Annotated in this window: 13 protein-coding genes; 6 read left to right on the top strand and 7 right to left on the bottom strand. The window is 64.5% G+C overall.

What is annotated here, in order from left to right:
• Nucleotides 1-4 precede the first annotated feature (4 nt).
• A complete protein-coding gene (locus tag OIK40_RS10910) occupies nucleotides 5-1,561 on the bottom strand; it encodes a sensor histidine kinase (RefSeq protein WP_273678356.1) in 1,557 nt (518 codons plus the stop codon).
• Complete coding sequence (locus tag OIK40_RS10905) at nucleotides 1,554-2,261, bottom strand: response regulator transcription factor (RefSeq protein WP_273678388.1); 708 nt, start codon at nucleotides 2,259-2,261, stop codon at nucleotides 1,554-1,556. Before OIK40_RS10905 ends, OIK40_RS10910 begins: the two co-directional genes overlap by 8 nt.
• Before the next feature lie 393 nt (nucleotides 2,262-2,654).
• Here OIK40_RS10905 and OIK40_RS10900 point away from each other — a divergent pair, with 393 nt between their 5' ends.
• A complete protein-coding gene (locus tag OIK40_RS10900; protein WP_273678355.1) occupies nucleotides 2,655-4,268 on the top strand; it encodes a phosphoenolpyruvate carboxykinase in 1,614 nt (537 codons plus the stop codon).
• 77 nt (nucleotides 4,269-4,345) lie between these two features.
• A complete protein-coding gene (locus OIK40_RS10895) occupies nucleotides 4,346-4,669 on the top strand; it encodes a hypothetical protein (RefSeq protein WP_273678354.1) in 324 nt (107 codons plus the stop codon).
• Between the two features lie 20 nt (nucleotides 4,670-4,689).
• On the opposite strand, the gene OIK40_RS10890 is transcribed toward OIK40_RS10895, so the two are convergent.
• From OIK40_RS10890 to OIK40_RS10880, 3 genes are all read right to left on the bottom strand, one after another.
• Nucleotides 4,690-6,249: a hypothetical protein gene (locus OIK40_RS10890; RefSeq protein WP_273678353.1), complete on the bottom strand. Its 1,560-nt coding sequence runs from the start codon at nucleotides 6,247-6,249 to the stop codon at nucleotides 4,690-4,692.
• 107 nt (nucleotides 6,250-6,356) lie between these two features.
• On the bottom strand, nucleotides 6,357-7,982 hold the full coding sequence (locus tag OIK40_RS10885; protein WP_273678352.1) for an FAD-dependent oxidoreductase: 1,626 nt from the start codon (nucleotides 7,980-7,982) through the stop codon (nucleotides 6,357-6,359).
• A 59-nt stretch (nucleotides 7,983-8,041) separates the two neighbouring features.
• A complete protein-coding gene (locus tag OIK40_RS10880) occupies nucleotides 8,042-9,886 on the bottom strand; it encodes a DUF885 domain-containing protein (protein ID WP_273678351.1) in 1,845 nt (614 codons plus the stop codon).
• 73 nt (nucleotides 9,887-9,959) lie between these two features.
• Here OIK40_RS10880 and OIK40_RS10875 point away from each other — a divergent pair, with 73 nt between their 5' ends.
• Nucleotides 9,960-10,172: a hypothetical protein gene (locus OIK40_RS10875; protein ID WP_273678350.1), complete on the top strand. Its 213-nt coding sequence runs from the start codon at nucleotides 9,960-9,962 to the stop codon at nucleotides 10,170-10,172.
• 21 nt (nucleotides 10,173-10,193) lie between these two features.
• On the opposite strand, the gene OIK40_RS10870 is transcribed toward OIK40_RS10875, so the two are convergent.
• Complete coding sequence (locus OIK40_RS10870) at nucleotides 10,194-10,874, bottom strand: energy transducer TonB (protein ID WP_273678349.1); 681 nt, start codon at nucleotides 10,872-10,874, stop codon at nucleotides 10,194-10,196.
• 166 nt (nucleotides 10,875-11,040) lie between these two features.
• The gene (locus tag OIK40_RS10865) at nucleotides 11,041-11,697 is read right to left on the bottom strand and encodes an alpha/beta hydrolase (RefSeq protein ID WP_273678348.1); all 657 of its coding nucleotides are present in this window, start codon (nucleotides 11,695-11,697) and stop codon (nucleotides 11,041-11,043) included.
• 170 nt (nucleotides 11,698-11,867) lie between these two features.
• On the opposite strand from OIK40_RS10865, the gene OIK40_RS10860 reads away from it, so the two are divergent.
• Genes OIK40_RS10860 through OIK40_RS10850 form a run of 3 tightly spaced genes read left to right on the top strand, consistent with a single transcriptional unit; the run spans nucleotide 11,868 to nucleotide 14,217 of the window.
• Entirely contained in the window at nucleotides 11,868-12,791 is a 924-nt protein-coding gene (locus tag OIK40_RS10860) for a cysteine desulfurase family protein (RefSeq protein WP_374211809.1), read from the top strand.
• Nucleotides 12,788-13,885 (top strand): cysteine desulfurase family protein, encoded by a 1,098-nt coding sequence (locus OIK40_RS10855; protein WP_273678347.1) that lies wholly within the window; start codon nucleotides 12,788-12,790, stop codon nucleotides 13,883-13,885. The genes OIK40_RS10860 and OIK40_RS10855 overlap by 4 nt, the downstream gene beginning before the upstream one ends.
• Nucleotides 13,882-14,217, top strand: coding sequence for a 2Fe-2S iron-sulfur cluster-binding protein (locus OIK40_RS10850; protein ID WP_273678346.1), 336 nt, complete (start codon nucleotides 13,882-13,884; stop codon nucleotides 14,215-14,217). The genes OIK40_RS10855 and OIK40_RS10850 overlap by 4 nt, the downstream gene beginning before the upstream one ends.
• Nucleotides 14,218-14,243 lie beyond the last annotated feature (26 nt).

The raw sequence follows: 14,243 nt of genomic DNA, 5'->3' as shown, positions 1-14,243 counted from the left end.
CCGATCAGACCGCCGGCAGCCGCAGCCGCAGGCAAGCCCCGCTACCCCCGTCGGGCCGCGCATGGGCTGTCAGACTGCCATCATGCGCCTCGGCAATCGCGCGCGCAATGGCGAGGCCAAGACCGGAGTGGTTGCCGAAATCCTCCTCCGCCGGACGGATCGAGTGGAACCGATGGAACACCTTTTCGCGCGATTCCTCGGGAATGCCGGGGCCGTGATCGCATACGGTCAAGGTTACCCATTTGGCGTCGTTGTCGATCCCCACCTCGATCGGTGCATCGGGGGGCGAAAAGGAAACGGCATTGTCGAGCAGGTTTTCCACCACCCGTTCAAGCCGCGCGCCCACGCCGCGAACATTGGCCGCAAAGCCGCTGGTGGACAGCGCGATCGGGCGGCCCGCGTTCTCGGCCCGGTCCTCGCGCCCGCCGATAATCGCGCGAACGAGAGTGCCGAGGTCGATCCGTTCGAGTGTGGCGCGGCTCATTTCGGCGTCGATCCGGCTGGCATCGGAAATCTCGGACACGAGACGATCGATCCGGCGCACGTCGTGGGTGGCGATCTGAACCAGTTCGGCGCGTAGCGCGGGATCCTCGACGCGGGGCAGGGATTCGATCGCGCTGCGCAAGCTGGCGAGCGGGTTCTTGATCTCATGTGCGACATCGGCGGCGAAACTGTCGACAGCATCGATGCGGTGCCGCAGCGCACCTGTCATATCCGAAACCGCGCGGGCGAGCAGGCCGATCTCGTCGCTGCGCTGGGGCAGGCGCGGCACCTCGACCTCGCGTTCGCGCCCCTGCCGCACCCGCACCGCAGCGCGGGCCAGCTGGCGCAGCGGAGTAACAATGGTGCGTGCGAGGAACAGCGAAAGCAGCGCCGAAGCCGCTAGCACCAGCAGCATCGCAAAGCCCAGCGTGGTGCGCGCCGCGCGTACGCTTTCGGTGATGTCGACTGCGTTGCGCACGGTCAGCAAGGTTGCGCCATTAAGGCCCACGGGTGCGGCCGCCGTGATGACCGGCGTGCCGTCGCGCCAGTCGTAAAGCCGCACCTGCGACAGGCCAAGCTCGCGCGCGCGGGCAAGTTCGGGCCAGGCGTCGGCGTCCTGCGCCTCGGGCTCGACATAGTCCTGAACCGGTTCGGCCGCGACGATGGTGTCCACTGTGCGATCGAGCCAGCGGGCAAATTGTTGTTCCCAATCGTCGTCGGTGATGTCGTTGAAGCGGAATGCCGGATCCGCGAGCGCGAAGCTGTCCGCTGTCAGCCGCCCATCGGCATCGAACATGCGAAGACGCATTCGTTGTTCCTTGCCGATCTGCACCAGCAACGCCTCCTGCCGCTCCCGCGTGGCGCCGGCCAGCGCCTCGGCGGTGATCTGCGCCTCGATCCGCGCCAGCTTGAACCGTTCGTTGATGAGCTGGGTACGATAGCTGTCGAGATAGAGCAGTCCGCCGCCCATGATCGCCAGCGGCAGGATATTGACGACCAGAATGCGCGCGGTCAGCGCAAACCGGCCGGTCGCGGTAAGCTGCTCGCCGCCTGTGGCGGTCCGTCCCGGTTCAGCCATCGGTGAAGCTGTAACCCGCGCCATAAAGCGTATCGATCGCGCCGAATCGCGGATCGACCATGCGGAATTTGCGCCGCATCCGCTTGATATGACTGTCGACCGTGCGATCGTCGACGAAGACATCATCGGGATAGGCTGCATCCATAAGCTGGTTGCGGCTTTTGATGACGCCGGGACGCACGGCCAGCGCTTCGAGGATAAGGAACTCTGTGACGGTGAGGCTGACGGGCTGGCCATCCCAGGTGACGTGGTGGCGCGCCGGGTCCATGAACAGCCGTCCGCGGGTAAGGCTGGTCGGAATTGGTTCGTCCGGATCGACATTGCCGGCCCCTTCGCGCAGCGGCTCGGCACGGCGCAGGATCGCGCGGATACGGGCAACCAGCAGACGCAGCGAGAATGGCTTGGCGATGTAATCATCCGCGCCCTGTTCGAGCCCTGCCTCCTCGTCGCTTTCGTCATCCTTGCTGGTAAGGAAGATTACCGGCAGCGCCGAATGTTCGCGCAGGCGGCGCAGCAGCTCCATCCCGTCCATTTTCGGCATCTTGATGTCGAACACGGCCAGATCGGGCGGATTGTCGAGCAGCGCCTTCAATGCAGTCTCTCCGTCGGAATAGAGACGGGTGGCGAAACCTTCGGCCTGCAGCGCTATCGAAACGGTGGTGAGGATGTTGCGATCATCGTCGACCAGCGCGATCTGCATCGCGCGCTCATCCGCGCTCGCGGCCTCGGGAGCCGCGTCGGCAATGTCGGGGGTGCTTTCGGACATCGTGCCTATCCCTCTCGCCGCCGTCGGAAGGCCTGAGAGGTAGCGCCATTGCGCGTTCGAGACAATCGTTGCGAGGTGCAGCCAGAGCCGCTGTTGCAGGTAGCAAGGCGAAGCTCGTAAAAATGTCATGCGCCTGACGGTTTGACGCGCGCAGCGCCGCAAATTAAGGGCGCCGCGAAAAGTACGGGGCAAGTTGCGGATGACGGTGCGGCTGGATGTTGCATACGTATGCGCAAATGCTACTTGGAGCGCTGCTTTGGGCGCTGGGGATTCGCGCCTCCGTCCTTTTGCATTGCCGCTATTACGTCCGGCTCAGGAGACACGACCTTGACCTCGCTTGCACACCCGCTGGCCGCCCAGAACCTGCACACCCGGGCCACCATCCACGCCAATCTCGGCACGCCCGCGCTGGTCGAACACGCGCTTGCGAAGGGTGAAGGCAAGCTGACCAAGCACGGCGCGCTGCTGGTGGAAACCGGTAAGTTCACCGGCCGCAGCGTGAAGGACAAGTTCATCGTCCGCGATGCCGAGACCGAAAACACGATCAACTGGGGCGCTATCAACCAGCCGATGAGCGAAGAGCACTTCGCCAACCTCAAGGCGGATTTCCTCGCGCACCTCGAAGGGCAGGAAGAACTCTACGTTGCCGATCTGTTCGGCGGCTCGCAGCCGGAATACCGCGTCAACGTGCGCGTCATCAACCAGATGGCGTGGCACAATCTGTTCATCCGCACCCTGCTGGTGCGCCCGACGGCCGACGAACTGACGAATTTCGTCCCCGAATATACCATCATCAACTTGCCCAGCTTCAAGGCGAACCCGGAACGCCACGGCTGCCGCAGCGACACGGTGATCGCGGTGAGCTTCACCGAAAAGCTGATCCTGATCGGCAACACCGAATATTCGGGCGAAATGAAGAAGGGCGTGTTCGGCCTGCTCAACTACCTCCTGCCGGCGCAGGGCGTGATGCCGATGCACTGTTCGGCCAACATCGGCGCCGACGGCAAGAGCGCGATCTTCTTTGGCCTGTCGGGTACCGGCAAGACCACGCTTTCGGCTGATGCCAGCCGCACGCTGATCGGCGATGACGAGCATGGCTGGTCGGACACCGCCGTGTTCAACTTCGAAGGCGGTTGCTACGCGAAGATGATCAACCTGTCCGCCGAAGGCGAGCCGGAGATTTTCGCCACCACCCGGATGTTCGGCACGATCCTCGAAAATGTCGCGATCGACGAGGAAACCCGCGAGCTCGACTTCACCGATTCGAGCAAGACCGAAAACACCCGCGGCGCGTATCCGATCGAGTTCATCCCGAACACTTCGGAAAAGAACCTCGGCCCGGCGCCGTCGAACGTCATCATGCTGACCGCCGATGCCTTCGGCGTGCTTCCCCCGATCGCGCGGCTGACCCCCGATCAGGCGATGTATTACTTCCTCAGCGGCTACACCGCCAAGGTCGCGGGCACCGAAATCGGTGTGACCGAGCCGGAAGCGACCTTCTCGACCTGCTTCGGCGCCGCCTTCATGCCGCGTCACCCGTCGGTCTATGGTAACCTGCTGAAAGAACGCATCGCCAAGGGCGGCGCACAGTGCTGGCTGGTCAACACCGGCTGGACCGGCGGCAAGTACGGCACCGGCAGCCGCATGCCGATCAAGGCGACCCGTGCGCTGCTCAATGCCGTGCTCGACGGCAAGATGGATGAAGTCGAATTCCGCAAGGATCCGAACTTCGGCTTCGATGTGCCGGTGTTCGTCCCCGCGCTGGCCGAGGCCGGGCTGGATCAGACCATCCTTGATCCGCGCAAGACCTGGGCCGACGGGGCGGAGTATGATGCGACCGCCAAGAAGCTGGTGCAGCTGTTCATCGACAATTTCGCCCAGTTCGAAGCCCATGTCGACGAAGGTGTGCGTCAGGCTGCTCCTGCACCCGTCGCTGCCTGACAGACTCGCGTCCGGCGCCATGATGGCGTAACCTTGGCGGCGGAACATGGCGTTTCCGCAGCTAAGGGAGGACAGGCATGAGCATTCTCGACGGGATTTTGAAGAACATCGGCGGTGCGCCCGACGATGTGGTGAACCTGGCCAAGCAGGTCGGTCTTGATCCGGCGATTGTCGAAAAGGCGATTGCCACGCTCGGCCACACCCATCAGCTGAAGGGCGACACGGTTGAGCTGGCGGCGGAGAAAACCGGGCTCGGCACCGACGTGCTTGGGCAGATCGTCGCGGCGATCGGCGGCGAGGGTTCGCTGTCCAACTTCGCTACCATTCTCGACCGTGACGGCGACGGTAATCCCGTCGACGACATCATGGATATGGCCAAGGGGCTGTTCGGCAAGAGCTGAGCGGGCGAGCGCCCGATCTGTCAGGCGTCCTCGCCCGACAGATCGGGGGTGGGCACATCCTCGCGCACGTCGTTGATGTCGAGCCGTTCGCCATCCGGCGTCCTTTCGAGCGCCGCCACAAGCCGCTTTGCACGTTGCGCACGTCCGCTGCCGTGCGGATCTGCGGCCAATGGCGCAAGCATCTGGGCGGCCAGCGTATTCTTGCGCTCTGCGATCATCATCATCGCCACATTCAGCCGCAATTCCTGATCAAACGGCGCAAGCTGCGAAGCGCGTTCCAGCGCGGCGCGGGCGTTTTCGTCGGGCACTTGGCGGCGCCCGGTAAAGCTGCGGAAATAGTAGATCAGCGGCAGCGGGTGATCGTTCTCGATCGCGTTCAGTGCCTCGAACGGCTTCATCGCCTCGGCATAGGCCGCATCCACCGCATCGCCTTCGGCATCGCGCGCACGGCGGAACAGGGCAAAACCTTTCTGCACATAGGCGTTCTTCTGCTGCGGATCGCGCGCGATTGCCCGGTCCGCAGCGGCGATCGCCTCGGCATCGTTGCCCGCATCATATTCGGCCTCGGCCAGGGCGGTCAGCACGCCCGGATCATCGGGGAAGCGGGCGGCAATGGCGCGGGCATCCGGCAGCAGTTCGAGCGCGGTCTCGCGGTTCACGCCGCGGCGAGAGCGCAGAATGACATCCATCATCGCGTCCATCCCGGGGCTCAGGGCCTCAACCGCGATCGGACCGATCGGCAGTTGTTCGGCGGTCAGCCGCAGTGCCGGAATGCGCCGGCTGCGCTGATAGGCACGGACTTCCCGCTCAAGCTTGTCGAGATCGCCAAAGGACTGTTCCGCGGCCTCGAGCCCCGGCACGCCCTGCATATAGCGCCGGACATAGTCGCCATATTGTTCAAGCCGCTGCTGGTTGAACATGACATAGTGGAACAGCAGCCAGGTCTGACCGTAAAAGCCGTCGCGCCGCAGTCCCGGACCTGCCACACGGTCATAATCCATGATCTCCCGTACCGAGAGTTTGTCAGCGAAATTGAGGTCGCCAACACGGTGATTGGCTGCAAGCCCGATATCGACCCCGCCATCGGACGCGAAGCGGGCCGCAGCAAAAAATTCGGCTGAACCTTCGGTGACCCAGCGCGGCAGGGCATAGGGCATCGAGGAAAGGATGAAGTGGTGGGTGTATTCGTGCAGCAGCACGATCATGCTGAAATCGGTCTCGCTGCCGCGCAGCCGGACATTGGGAGTAAAGGCCACCGACGAGCCCGCGCGGGGGATATAAAAACCTGCGACGTTGGAACTGGTGTCTCCGTAAAGCCGCTTCAGCGTGCGATCGCTTCCCACAGCATAGACAGTCACCCGGTTCGAAGGGCTGGGCTTGGGCGGATTGAAGCCCGTCACCTTGGTCATCGCAACGTGGAAGCGTTCCAGCCGCTGGGCGAATTCCTCGATATGTTTTGCGTCACTGTCCGAATAGATCACGAAATGATCGCTTTCGGCCTTGTGCCATTCGGCCCACGCGGGCTGGGCCGCCAGCAGCGCAAGTGCGGCGGCGATCATGCGGAAAATCACGGAATTCACTTTGGTTGTCCCCTTCGCCATGCCTGCGACTGCAATGCGAATGCGGCCCAGCATAGGGCCTTTGTCGGGCTTTGCCAGAGGCTTGTGACGGAGGGTGCGGCTGTCGGTCAGTCCACCGGAGGACGGGTGTCCTCGAGATATTGCCAGATCCGGCTGACCACCACCGAACCTTCGCCGACAGCGCTCGCCACCCGTTTCACCGAACCTGCACGCACGTCCCCGACCGCGAAGATGCCGGGCGAGGTGGTGGCATAATCATCCGCTTGTCCGGCGGCGCTGCCGGTAAGGACGAAGCCCTTTTCGTCGGTTGCCGCGAGACCCGAAAGCCAGCCGGTGTTCGGCGCTGCACCGATCATGATGAACAGCGCGCGCGTGTCGATCCGGCGCTCGGCGTCGCGCGTTTTCAGCGTGATGCCGTCAAGCCACGTGTCTCCGTGCAGCGCCGTGACCTCGCTGTGATAGTGGATGGTGATGCGCGGATCGGCCTCCAGCCGCTGGGAGAGATAGCTCGACATGGAGGCGGCCAGACTGCCCGAACGCACCACCAGATGCACATGCGCGGCTGCGCGGCTGAGGAACATCGCTGCCTGCCCCGCCGAATTGCCGCCGCCGATCACCACGACTTCGGTATTCGAACAGAACCGGGCTTCCATCTCGGTAGCGGAATAGAACACGCCCGCGCCCTCCAGCTGCTCGAGATGGTCGAGCGGCAGGCGCCGATATTGCACCCCCGTCGCCACCAGCACCGCGCGGGCGCATAGTTCATCGCCATCGTCGAGGGTGATGCAGTACGATCCGTCCTCGCGCCGCGAGAGGCCCCCGACCCGGCGCGGCATGACGAAGCGCGTACCGAACTTCATCGCCTGCACTTGTCCGCGCCAAGTCAGATCGGTGCCGCTGATGCCTGTCGGGAAACCCATATAGTTTTCGATCCGGCTCGACGTGCCGGCCTGCCCGCCCACGGCGGTATCCTCGATTACCAGCGCCTCGATCCCCTCGCTGCCGGCATAGACCGCCGCCGCCACCCCGGCAGGCCCGCCGCCGACGATCAGCAATTCGTAGGTGCGCTGCGAACAGATATCGAGATCGAGCCCGAGATATTGCGCGACCTTGCGCGGGGTCGGGTCGTCCAGCCGCTTGTCCGTTCCGAGGATCACAGCCGGTTCGTGCCCGATGGCCGAACACAGCGTCACCGTCTCGCGATCAGTCGCGTCGAGATCGAAGCTGCGGAACGGGATGCGGTTGCGCGACAGGAAGCGTTCGACCGCCTGTACCTTGGGATCGCGGTCTGCGCCGATCACCTTCACGGCGCTGTTTTTCAGCTCGAACTGACGACGGCGGCGCGCGGCGAAGACGGTGATGATGTGGTCGGACAACTCCGGCACCCTGCTCATCAGGTCGAGCATGGGTTTGCGCGATGCCTCGATCACGCGGGTATCGACCGCCGCGCGCATCTTGAGATAGTTGGTCGCGCCGCTCAGGAAGCCGATTTCCCCCATGAACTGCGTCGGGCCGAGCGCGTGCTGGAACATTCGTTCGTCAGTGTAGGGATCGACCACCTCGATTTCGCCTTCGAGGATGTAGGCGAAGCGATCATGCGCTTGGCCGATGTCGAGCACGATCGAGCCGGCAGGATAGAAAACCTCGCCCCCGATTTCGCAGATCGCTTCGACATGCGCGGGCGCGAGCGGCACCCGGCGCATTGTTTCAAGGTCTTGTCCGAGTGTTTCCATGCGCACCTCCGGCGGCCATTCCGGCAAAGGGAATGCCCGCCGGAGGTTGCAAGATGGGGTCAGCCCTTCGCGTTGGCAATATAACGGCTTACGGTATGTTCGACGACATTCAGCGGCGCGTTCCCGCCAAGGATGACGGCGGTGTTGAACGCCTTGAAGTCGTAAGCGCCGCCCAGCTCGGCCTGCGCCCGCGCGCGCTGGCGGACGATTTCGCTATGGCCGATCTTGTAGCCGCAGGCCTGCCCCGGCCAGCTGCAATAGCGATCGACCTCGCTTGCGACTTCCTCCGCCTTCGAACCATTACGCTCGACGAAGAACTGCCGGCCCTGTTCACGCGTCCAGCGCTTGGAATGCAGGCCGGTGTCTACCACCAGACGGCAGGCGCGGAAGGCGAGCGACTGGAGGTAACCAAGGCGTCCGACCTTGAATTCGTCATAGGCGCCCAGCTCGTCCGCTAGTTGTTCGGCATAGAGCGCCCAGCCTTCGGAGAAGGCATTGAAGGCAAGGATCGAGCGGATCAGCGGCAGGCGGTTGGAGAATTCGCCCTCCCAGACGTGGCCGGGAATGCTTTCGTGGAAGGTAAGGTCGGCAAGGTCGTATTTGCGGTGCAGATCGGTGGTGCGCAAATTGATCCAGAAGCGCCCGGGAATGCTGCCGTCCTTGCTGCCCGCGCCGCCATAGGCGCCCGGCGCGCCCGGCTCCTCGGCCAGCGGCAGGCGGCGCACCTCGAGCGGCGGATCGACCAGACGGTTGAAAGCGCGCGGCATCTGCGCCTTGATCCATTCAAGCCGCTCATCGATGAAGGCGAAGATTTCCTTTCGGCCCGGATCGCCTTCAGAAAACTGGTAACGCGGGTCGCGGCTGAGGGCCTGCATCCGTTCGCCCACACTGCCATTGGTGTAACCGATTTCCCTAAGGATCGGGTCCATCCGACCGTGGAGTTCCTCCAGCTCGGCGAGGCCCTGCCGGTGGATTTCGTCCGGTGTCAGTGTGGTGGTGGTCGATGCCCTGACGGCCCAGGCGTAATATTCCTCGCCCATCGGCTGCGCCCACATGCCGGCGTTGTCCTTGGCATCAACACGCTGGCGCTTGAGTTCGGCCAGCTGGCGTTCGAGCGCGGGGACGATGCCGCCGGCGACGATGCGTTCGGCCTGTGTCGCGGCGCGGTCGGCCCCGCTGATGCCGGATGCCGACAGCGGCCCGGCATAGCCGTCCTTCGCCTGTCCGAGGCTCGCTTCCATCTGGGCGATCGCCTTGTCGAGCAGGAAGGACGGCGGCACCACGCCCATGCCATGGGCGGAACGTATGCGGTCGAGTTCTCCGTCAAGAATCGCCGGGACTTCGGCAAGGCGGTCCATATAAGGGCCGATGTCCTCGGCCGTCTTGAGCGGCTGCGAGGAGCCGAAAAAGCGCGGCAAATCGATATAACCGCCGACATTCTGGATCACGACATAGGGCGCATTGCGCCAGCTGCCCACGGCGACGTCGCCATAGGGCATGGCCATGCCTTCCAACGCCCGGGTAAAGGCGGTTTCGACCACTTCGAAACCGATCTGCTGGTCGCTGGTCAGGCCGTCCTTGGGATAGGCGCCGGCTTCCGCCACCAGCTCCTTCAACGTGCTGGCATAGTCGCTCCGGCCCTCTTCACCGGGGGTGCCGAAGGTCGATCGCCATGCGGCATATTCGCCCGTATCGACGCCAAGCCCGGTGGCGCGGCCCGGTTCGTGGGCCAGCATCCGGTAGGCGATCGAATCCAGCGCGGCGTCGGGTTCGAGCGCCGCGATCGGGGCATTGGCAAGCCCGGCCTGGCCACGCGCGCAGGCGGGCAGCAGGGCGAGGGTGGAAACGCCGCCCAGCCCGGCGAGGGTCTGGCGGCGGGTGAAATCGGCAAATCTCTCTCTCATGGCCGCAGGGTTTGGCGGCGCGACTTGTCCAAGTCAATTGCGCTGCGAGCGCCAGGCGCGCTAGGGGCTGCGCATGACCGATATCGTGCTCTCGATTGTGATGCTGGCCGCGCTGGCGCTGCTGGCAGGTGCTTTCGCGTTGTGGCGGCGCACCGGCCAGCTGAAGCAGCCCGCGCTGATGGTGTTGCTGGCGGTGATTGCCGTGCTCAACGTCCTGATCTGGACGGTTCCGAGCAAGGACGGCGAAGCACCGATCGACCAAATCAAGGCTGCCGGGGGCGAATAGAACGCCCCCGGCGCGCGGCTATTAATCAGGTATGCGCCAGTTGATCGAGCCGGAGAAGCTGCCCGCCACCGGCTTGCCCGTCCCGTCGCGCGCGGCATCGAAGCGGGCGCGCTTGGTCACCAGCTCGCAAGTCGCCGCGTCGAGCACCGGATGCCCGGTCGAGCGGGTGATGGTGCAGTCGGTTACCTTGCCCGCCGCGTCGATCCTCAGCGTGAAGCTGGCGTTGCCGGTCAGACCTTCGCGGATCCAGCGCGGGCGGTAATCGCTATCCGTGACCCAGCGTCCCGGATTGTTGCGCGGGGCCGCGCCGACGGGATCGAACGGCGATGCGCTAGGCGTCGGGCCGGGGATGCCGAAGTCGACCGGGCCGATTATCGGGCCGGTGATTTCGCCCACGCCGGGCAGCGTCTCGATCGGGTTGTCACTGCCCAGACTGATCGGGATGTTGTCGGGCCGGGTGATGGTGGTCGAAGTGCTGCTCGCCTGTTTCTTCGTGGTGGTGGCGGTTTCGACCGGTTCGGGCGGAGGCGGGGGGATCGGGATCGGTTCGAGCGTAAAGCCTTCGAGCGCAGGCGGTTTTTCCGCAATCACGACCTTGACCGCGAGGCCCACCACCAGCAGCGCGGCAAAGGCAGCCGGGATAAAAAGCGCGCCCGCCAACGCTGCGGGGTTGGGACGGCGGGTGTTGGAGGCATAGTTCATCAGGGGGACTCCTCTCTCCATCTTCGTGGGAGCGGTGGCCGGAGCGCCCTAGGGGTAGCGTGAACCCTCCGGCCCCGCTCGGGAGCCAGAGTACTATGACTTTTGATAGGGGCGAAGAAGTTTCGCGTTGCAAATCAGAACCGTCTCCGGTCCTGATTTGCCACTTTTACTTGATCGGGCAGTCCGGCGAGAGCCGGAAGTCGAGGTAATTGTCGACCGATGCCATCAGTTCCTCGAGCTCGTTCTCGAAGAAGTGGTTGGCGCGCGGGATTTCCTCGTGGTGGATGGTGATGTGCTTCTGCGTGCGCAGCTTGTCGACCAGCTTTTGCACTGCGGCAGGCTGCACCACGGTATCGGCCGCGCCCTGCACGAAAATGCCGGAGGCGGGGCAGGGGGCGAGGAAGCTGAAATCATACATATTGGCCGGCGGTGCGACCGAGATGAACCCGCGCACTTCGGGGCGGCGCATCAGCAGCTGCATGCCGATCAGCGCGCCGAAGCTGTAGCCCGCGATCCAGGTGCTCTGCGCTTCGGGGTGGATCGACTGCACCCAGTCGAGCGCGGAGGCTGCGTCGGACAATTCACCAACGCCGCTGTCAAACGAGCCCTGACTGCGTCCCACGCCGCGGAAATTGAAGCGCAGCGTGGCAAAGCCGCGGTCGGCAAAGGTCTTGTACAGCCGCTGCACGATGCGGTCGTTCATCGTGCCGCCGCCTTCGGGGTGCGGATGGAGGATCATCGCCACCGGCGCGCGCGGGCGCGGGGGCGGAGAGAAACGGCCTTCGAGGCGGCCTTCGGGGCCGGGAAAGATGACTGAGGGCATCGGTAAGCCTTGTATACGAGAAGCCGCGCCGGGTGGCGCTTGCCATTGCGCGGTCTATATAAGCGCGAACGCGCAAATCGCAATTTTTTGTGAGGATGTCTGCCATTCCCGACCGGGTCTATCTCGATCATGCCGCCACTTCGCCGCTGCGCCCCGAGGCGAAGGCAGCGATGGAGGAGGGATTCGACATCTGGGCAAACCCCTCCAGCCCCCACGCCGAAGGCCGCCGCGCGCGGGCGGCGTTGGAGGATGCGCGCGAGCGGATCAAGCGGACGCTGGGGTGGGAAGGGGAGCTGATCTTCACCAGCGGGGCAAGCGAAGCGCTGTGGATCGCGCTCAATCGCGCAAAGGTGGAGCGGAGGATCGTCAGTGCAGTCGAGCATGACGCCGTGTTCCGCGCGGCACCGGGTGCCGAAATCTTTACCGGCGACGAACCGCTCGATGCACGCACTTTGCTTGCGGTGCAGCACGTCAATTCCGAAACCGGCACCATCAATCCGGTGAGCGACATGGTCGAAACGGTCCGCGATAATGGTGTGATAACGCTTTCGGACTGCGCCCAATCCGCAGGCAAGCTGGGTTTGCCCAAGGCCGACATGCTGGTTGTATCGGCGCACAAGTTTGGCGGCCCGATCGGCATCGGCGCTTTGCTGGTCCGCGACTTCAACCTGCTCGAGCCTGTCGGCGGGCATGAGCGCGGCTACCGGCAGGGTACCGAGAACCTGCCCGGTGCAATGGGCATGGCGGCGGCGCTGGAAGCGGACGAATGGCGCACGACATCCGCGCAGCGCGCGGCTTTCGCCGACAGGGTATCGGCGCAACGTCTGACGATCGGCGAGCAGGTGGATTACATATTTGCGCTGACCCACCCTTCCATCAGCGCGCAGGCCCTCCTGATCCGCCTCGACGCGATGGGCTTTGCTGTCTCGGCAGGGAGCGCGTGTTCCTCCGGCACGCTCAAGAAAAGCCGGGTTCTCGATGCCTTCGGCGTGCCGGACGATGTGGCCGCGCGCACTATCCGCGTCAGCCTTGGCTGGAATACCACGCCGGACGAACTTGACCGCTTTGCCCAATCCTGGGCTTCGCTGGCATGATCTACCTCGACTATCAGGCCACCACGCCCCTTTGCCCCGAAGCGCGCGAGGCGATGTTGCGCTGGCTGGGCGGGCCGGACAGCGACACTTTCGGCAACCCCCATTCATCGCACCGCATGGGCCGCATGGCGGCAGCGGCGGTCGAGACAGCGCGAGAGCGGGTGGGCGCGCTGCTTCCGGAAGGTGGTAAGCTCGTCTTCACTTCGGGTGCGACCGAGGCGATCAACATGGTGCTGCAAGGCACGCCCGGTGATGTGATTACCTTCGCCACCGAACATGCCGCCGTGCTCGATTGCGCACGCGCTGTGGAAGCGCAGGGGCGCCGTTTCACTATCTTGCCCGTGACTTCCGATGGCCGCGCCGACACACAGGCGCTTGCCGCCGCGATCACGCCGCAAACCGGTCTGGTGGCGGCGATGGCGATCAACAACGAAATCGGCGTGCGCAACCCGCTGGCCGAGATCGCCCGCATCGCGCGCGGCGCCGGGGCGCGGGTGCTGGTCGATGCAGTGCAGGCCTATGGCCGGGTGCCGGTGGAGATTGCGGCGGATTACATCGCCATTTCCGCACACAAGATCCACGGCCCCAAGGGCATCGGGGCGCTGTGGCTGGGCAAAGGGGCGACCGGGCCCGATCCGCTGGTGCTGGGTGGCGGGCAGGAGGCGGGGCTTCGTTCGGGCACTTTGTCGCCGGCTTTGTGCGCAGGTTTCGGCGCTGCTGCACAGGTGGCAGCCGATCGCATGAGCGAGGATTCGCTGCATGTCGAACGCCTTTGGCGCAGCGCCCGCGCGGCTTTTGCGGGGTGGGCATTGAACGGCAGCGCCGAACACCGCTGGCACGGCAATCTCAACATCCGCAAGGACGGGCTCGATGTCGCCCGGCTGATGAGCGATTGTCGCTCCGTCATGTTTTCAGCCGGTAGCGCCTGCGCCAGCGGATCGGGGCGGCCCAGCCATGTGCTGCGCGCAATCGGCCTCAGCGACGTTCAGGCAAAAAGTTCGATACGTCTGGGCTTTGGCCGCTATACCACCCGTGAGGACATCGAAACCGCCGCCGCCGCGATCAATGCCGCGGCCAAGGAGCAGGGCCTGTGAGCATCACCGTCACCTTCATCGATCCCCATGGCAAGCCGGTCATCGCCACGGCCGAGCCGGGTGACAACCTGCTGCGGGTAGGGCAGGCGGCGGGCCTGCCGCTTGAAGGCACCTGCGAGGGGCAGATGGCGTGTTCGACCTGCCACGTGATCGTCGCGCCCGAGTGGTTCGACCGTTTGCTGCCGGCTGCCGAGGAAGAGGAGGACATGCTCGATTTTGCCGCGGGCGCGCGCCGCACCTCGCGCCTTTCGTGCCAGATCGAGCTTTCTGCCGAAATGGACGGACTGACTGTGGGCGTGCCGAGCGAAAGCAACGACCTGCGGCGGATGTAGCAAACGAAAAACCCCGCCACGCGCAC

It is taken from the genome of Erythrobacter fulvus (genome assembly GCF_028595285.1).
GTDB classification, from domain to species: Bacteria; Pseudomonadota; Alphaproteobacteria; order Sphingomonadales; family Sphingomonadaceae; genus Erythrobacter; species Erythrobacter fulvus.
Note: the sequence above shows the minus strand (reverse complement) of the source record. Positions and strands in the feature narration are given on the sequence as shown.

Bases quoted from the DNA above. Each gene is read 5' to 3' on its own strand.
- OIK40_RS10880 (WP_273678351.1), bottom strand. From the start codon at position 9,886: ATGAGAGAGAGATTTGCCGATTTCACCCGCCGCCAGACCCTCGCCGGG.
- OIK40_RS10855 (WP_273678347.1), top strand. From the start codon at position 12,788: ATGATCTACCTCGACTATCAGGCCACCACGCCCCTTTGCCCCGAAGCG.
- OIK40_RS10860 (WP_374211809.1), top strand. From the start codon at position 11,868: ATGGAGGAGGGATTCGACATCTGGGCAAACCCCTCCAGCCCCCACGCC.
- OIK40_RS10910 (WP_273678356.1), bottom strand. From the start codon at position 1,561: ATGGCTGAACCGGGACGGACCGCCACAGGCGGCGAGCAGCTTACCGCG.
- OIK40_RS10895 (WP_273678354.1), top strand. From the start codon at position 4,346: ATGAGCATTCTCGACGGGATTTTGAAGAACATCGGCGGTGCGCCCGAC.
- OIK40_RS10865 (WP_273678348.1), bottom strand. From the start codon at position 11,697: ATGCCCTCAGTCATCTTTCCCGGCCCCGAAGGCCGCCTCGAAGGCCGT.
- OIK40_RS10875 (WP_273678350.1), top strand. From the start codon at position 9,960: ATGACCGATATCGTGCTCTCGATTGTGATGCTGGCCGCGCTGGCGCTG.
- OIK40_RS10885 (WP_273678352.1), bottom strand. From the start codon at position 7,982: ATGGAAACACTCGGACAAGACCTTGAAACAATGCGCCGGGTGCCGCTC.
- OIK40_RS10905 (WP_273678388.1), bottom strand. From the start codon at position 2,261: ATGCAGATCGCGCTGGTCGACGATGATCGCAACATCCTCACCACCGTT.
- OIK40_RS10870 (WP_273678349.1), bottom strand. From the start codon at position 10,874: ATGAACTATGCCTCCAACACCCGCCGTCCCAACCCCGCAGCGTTGGCG.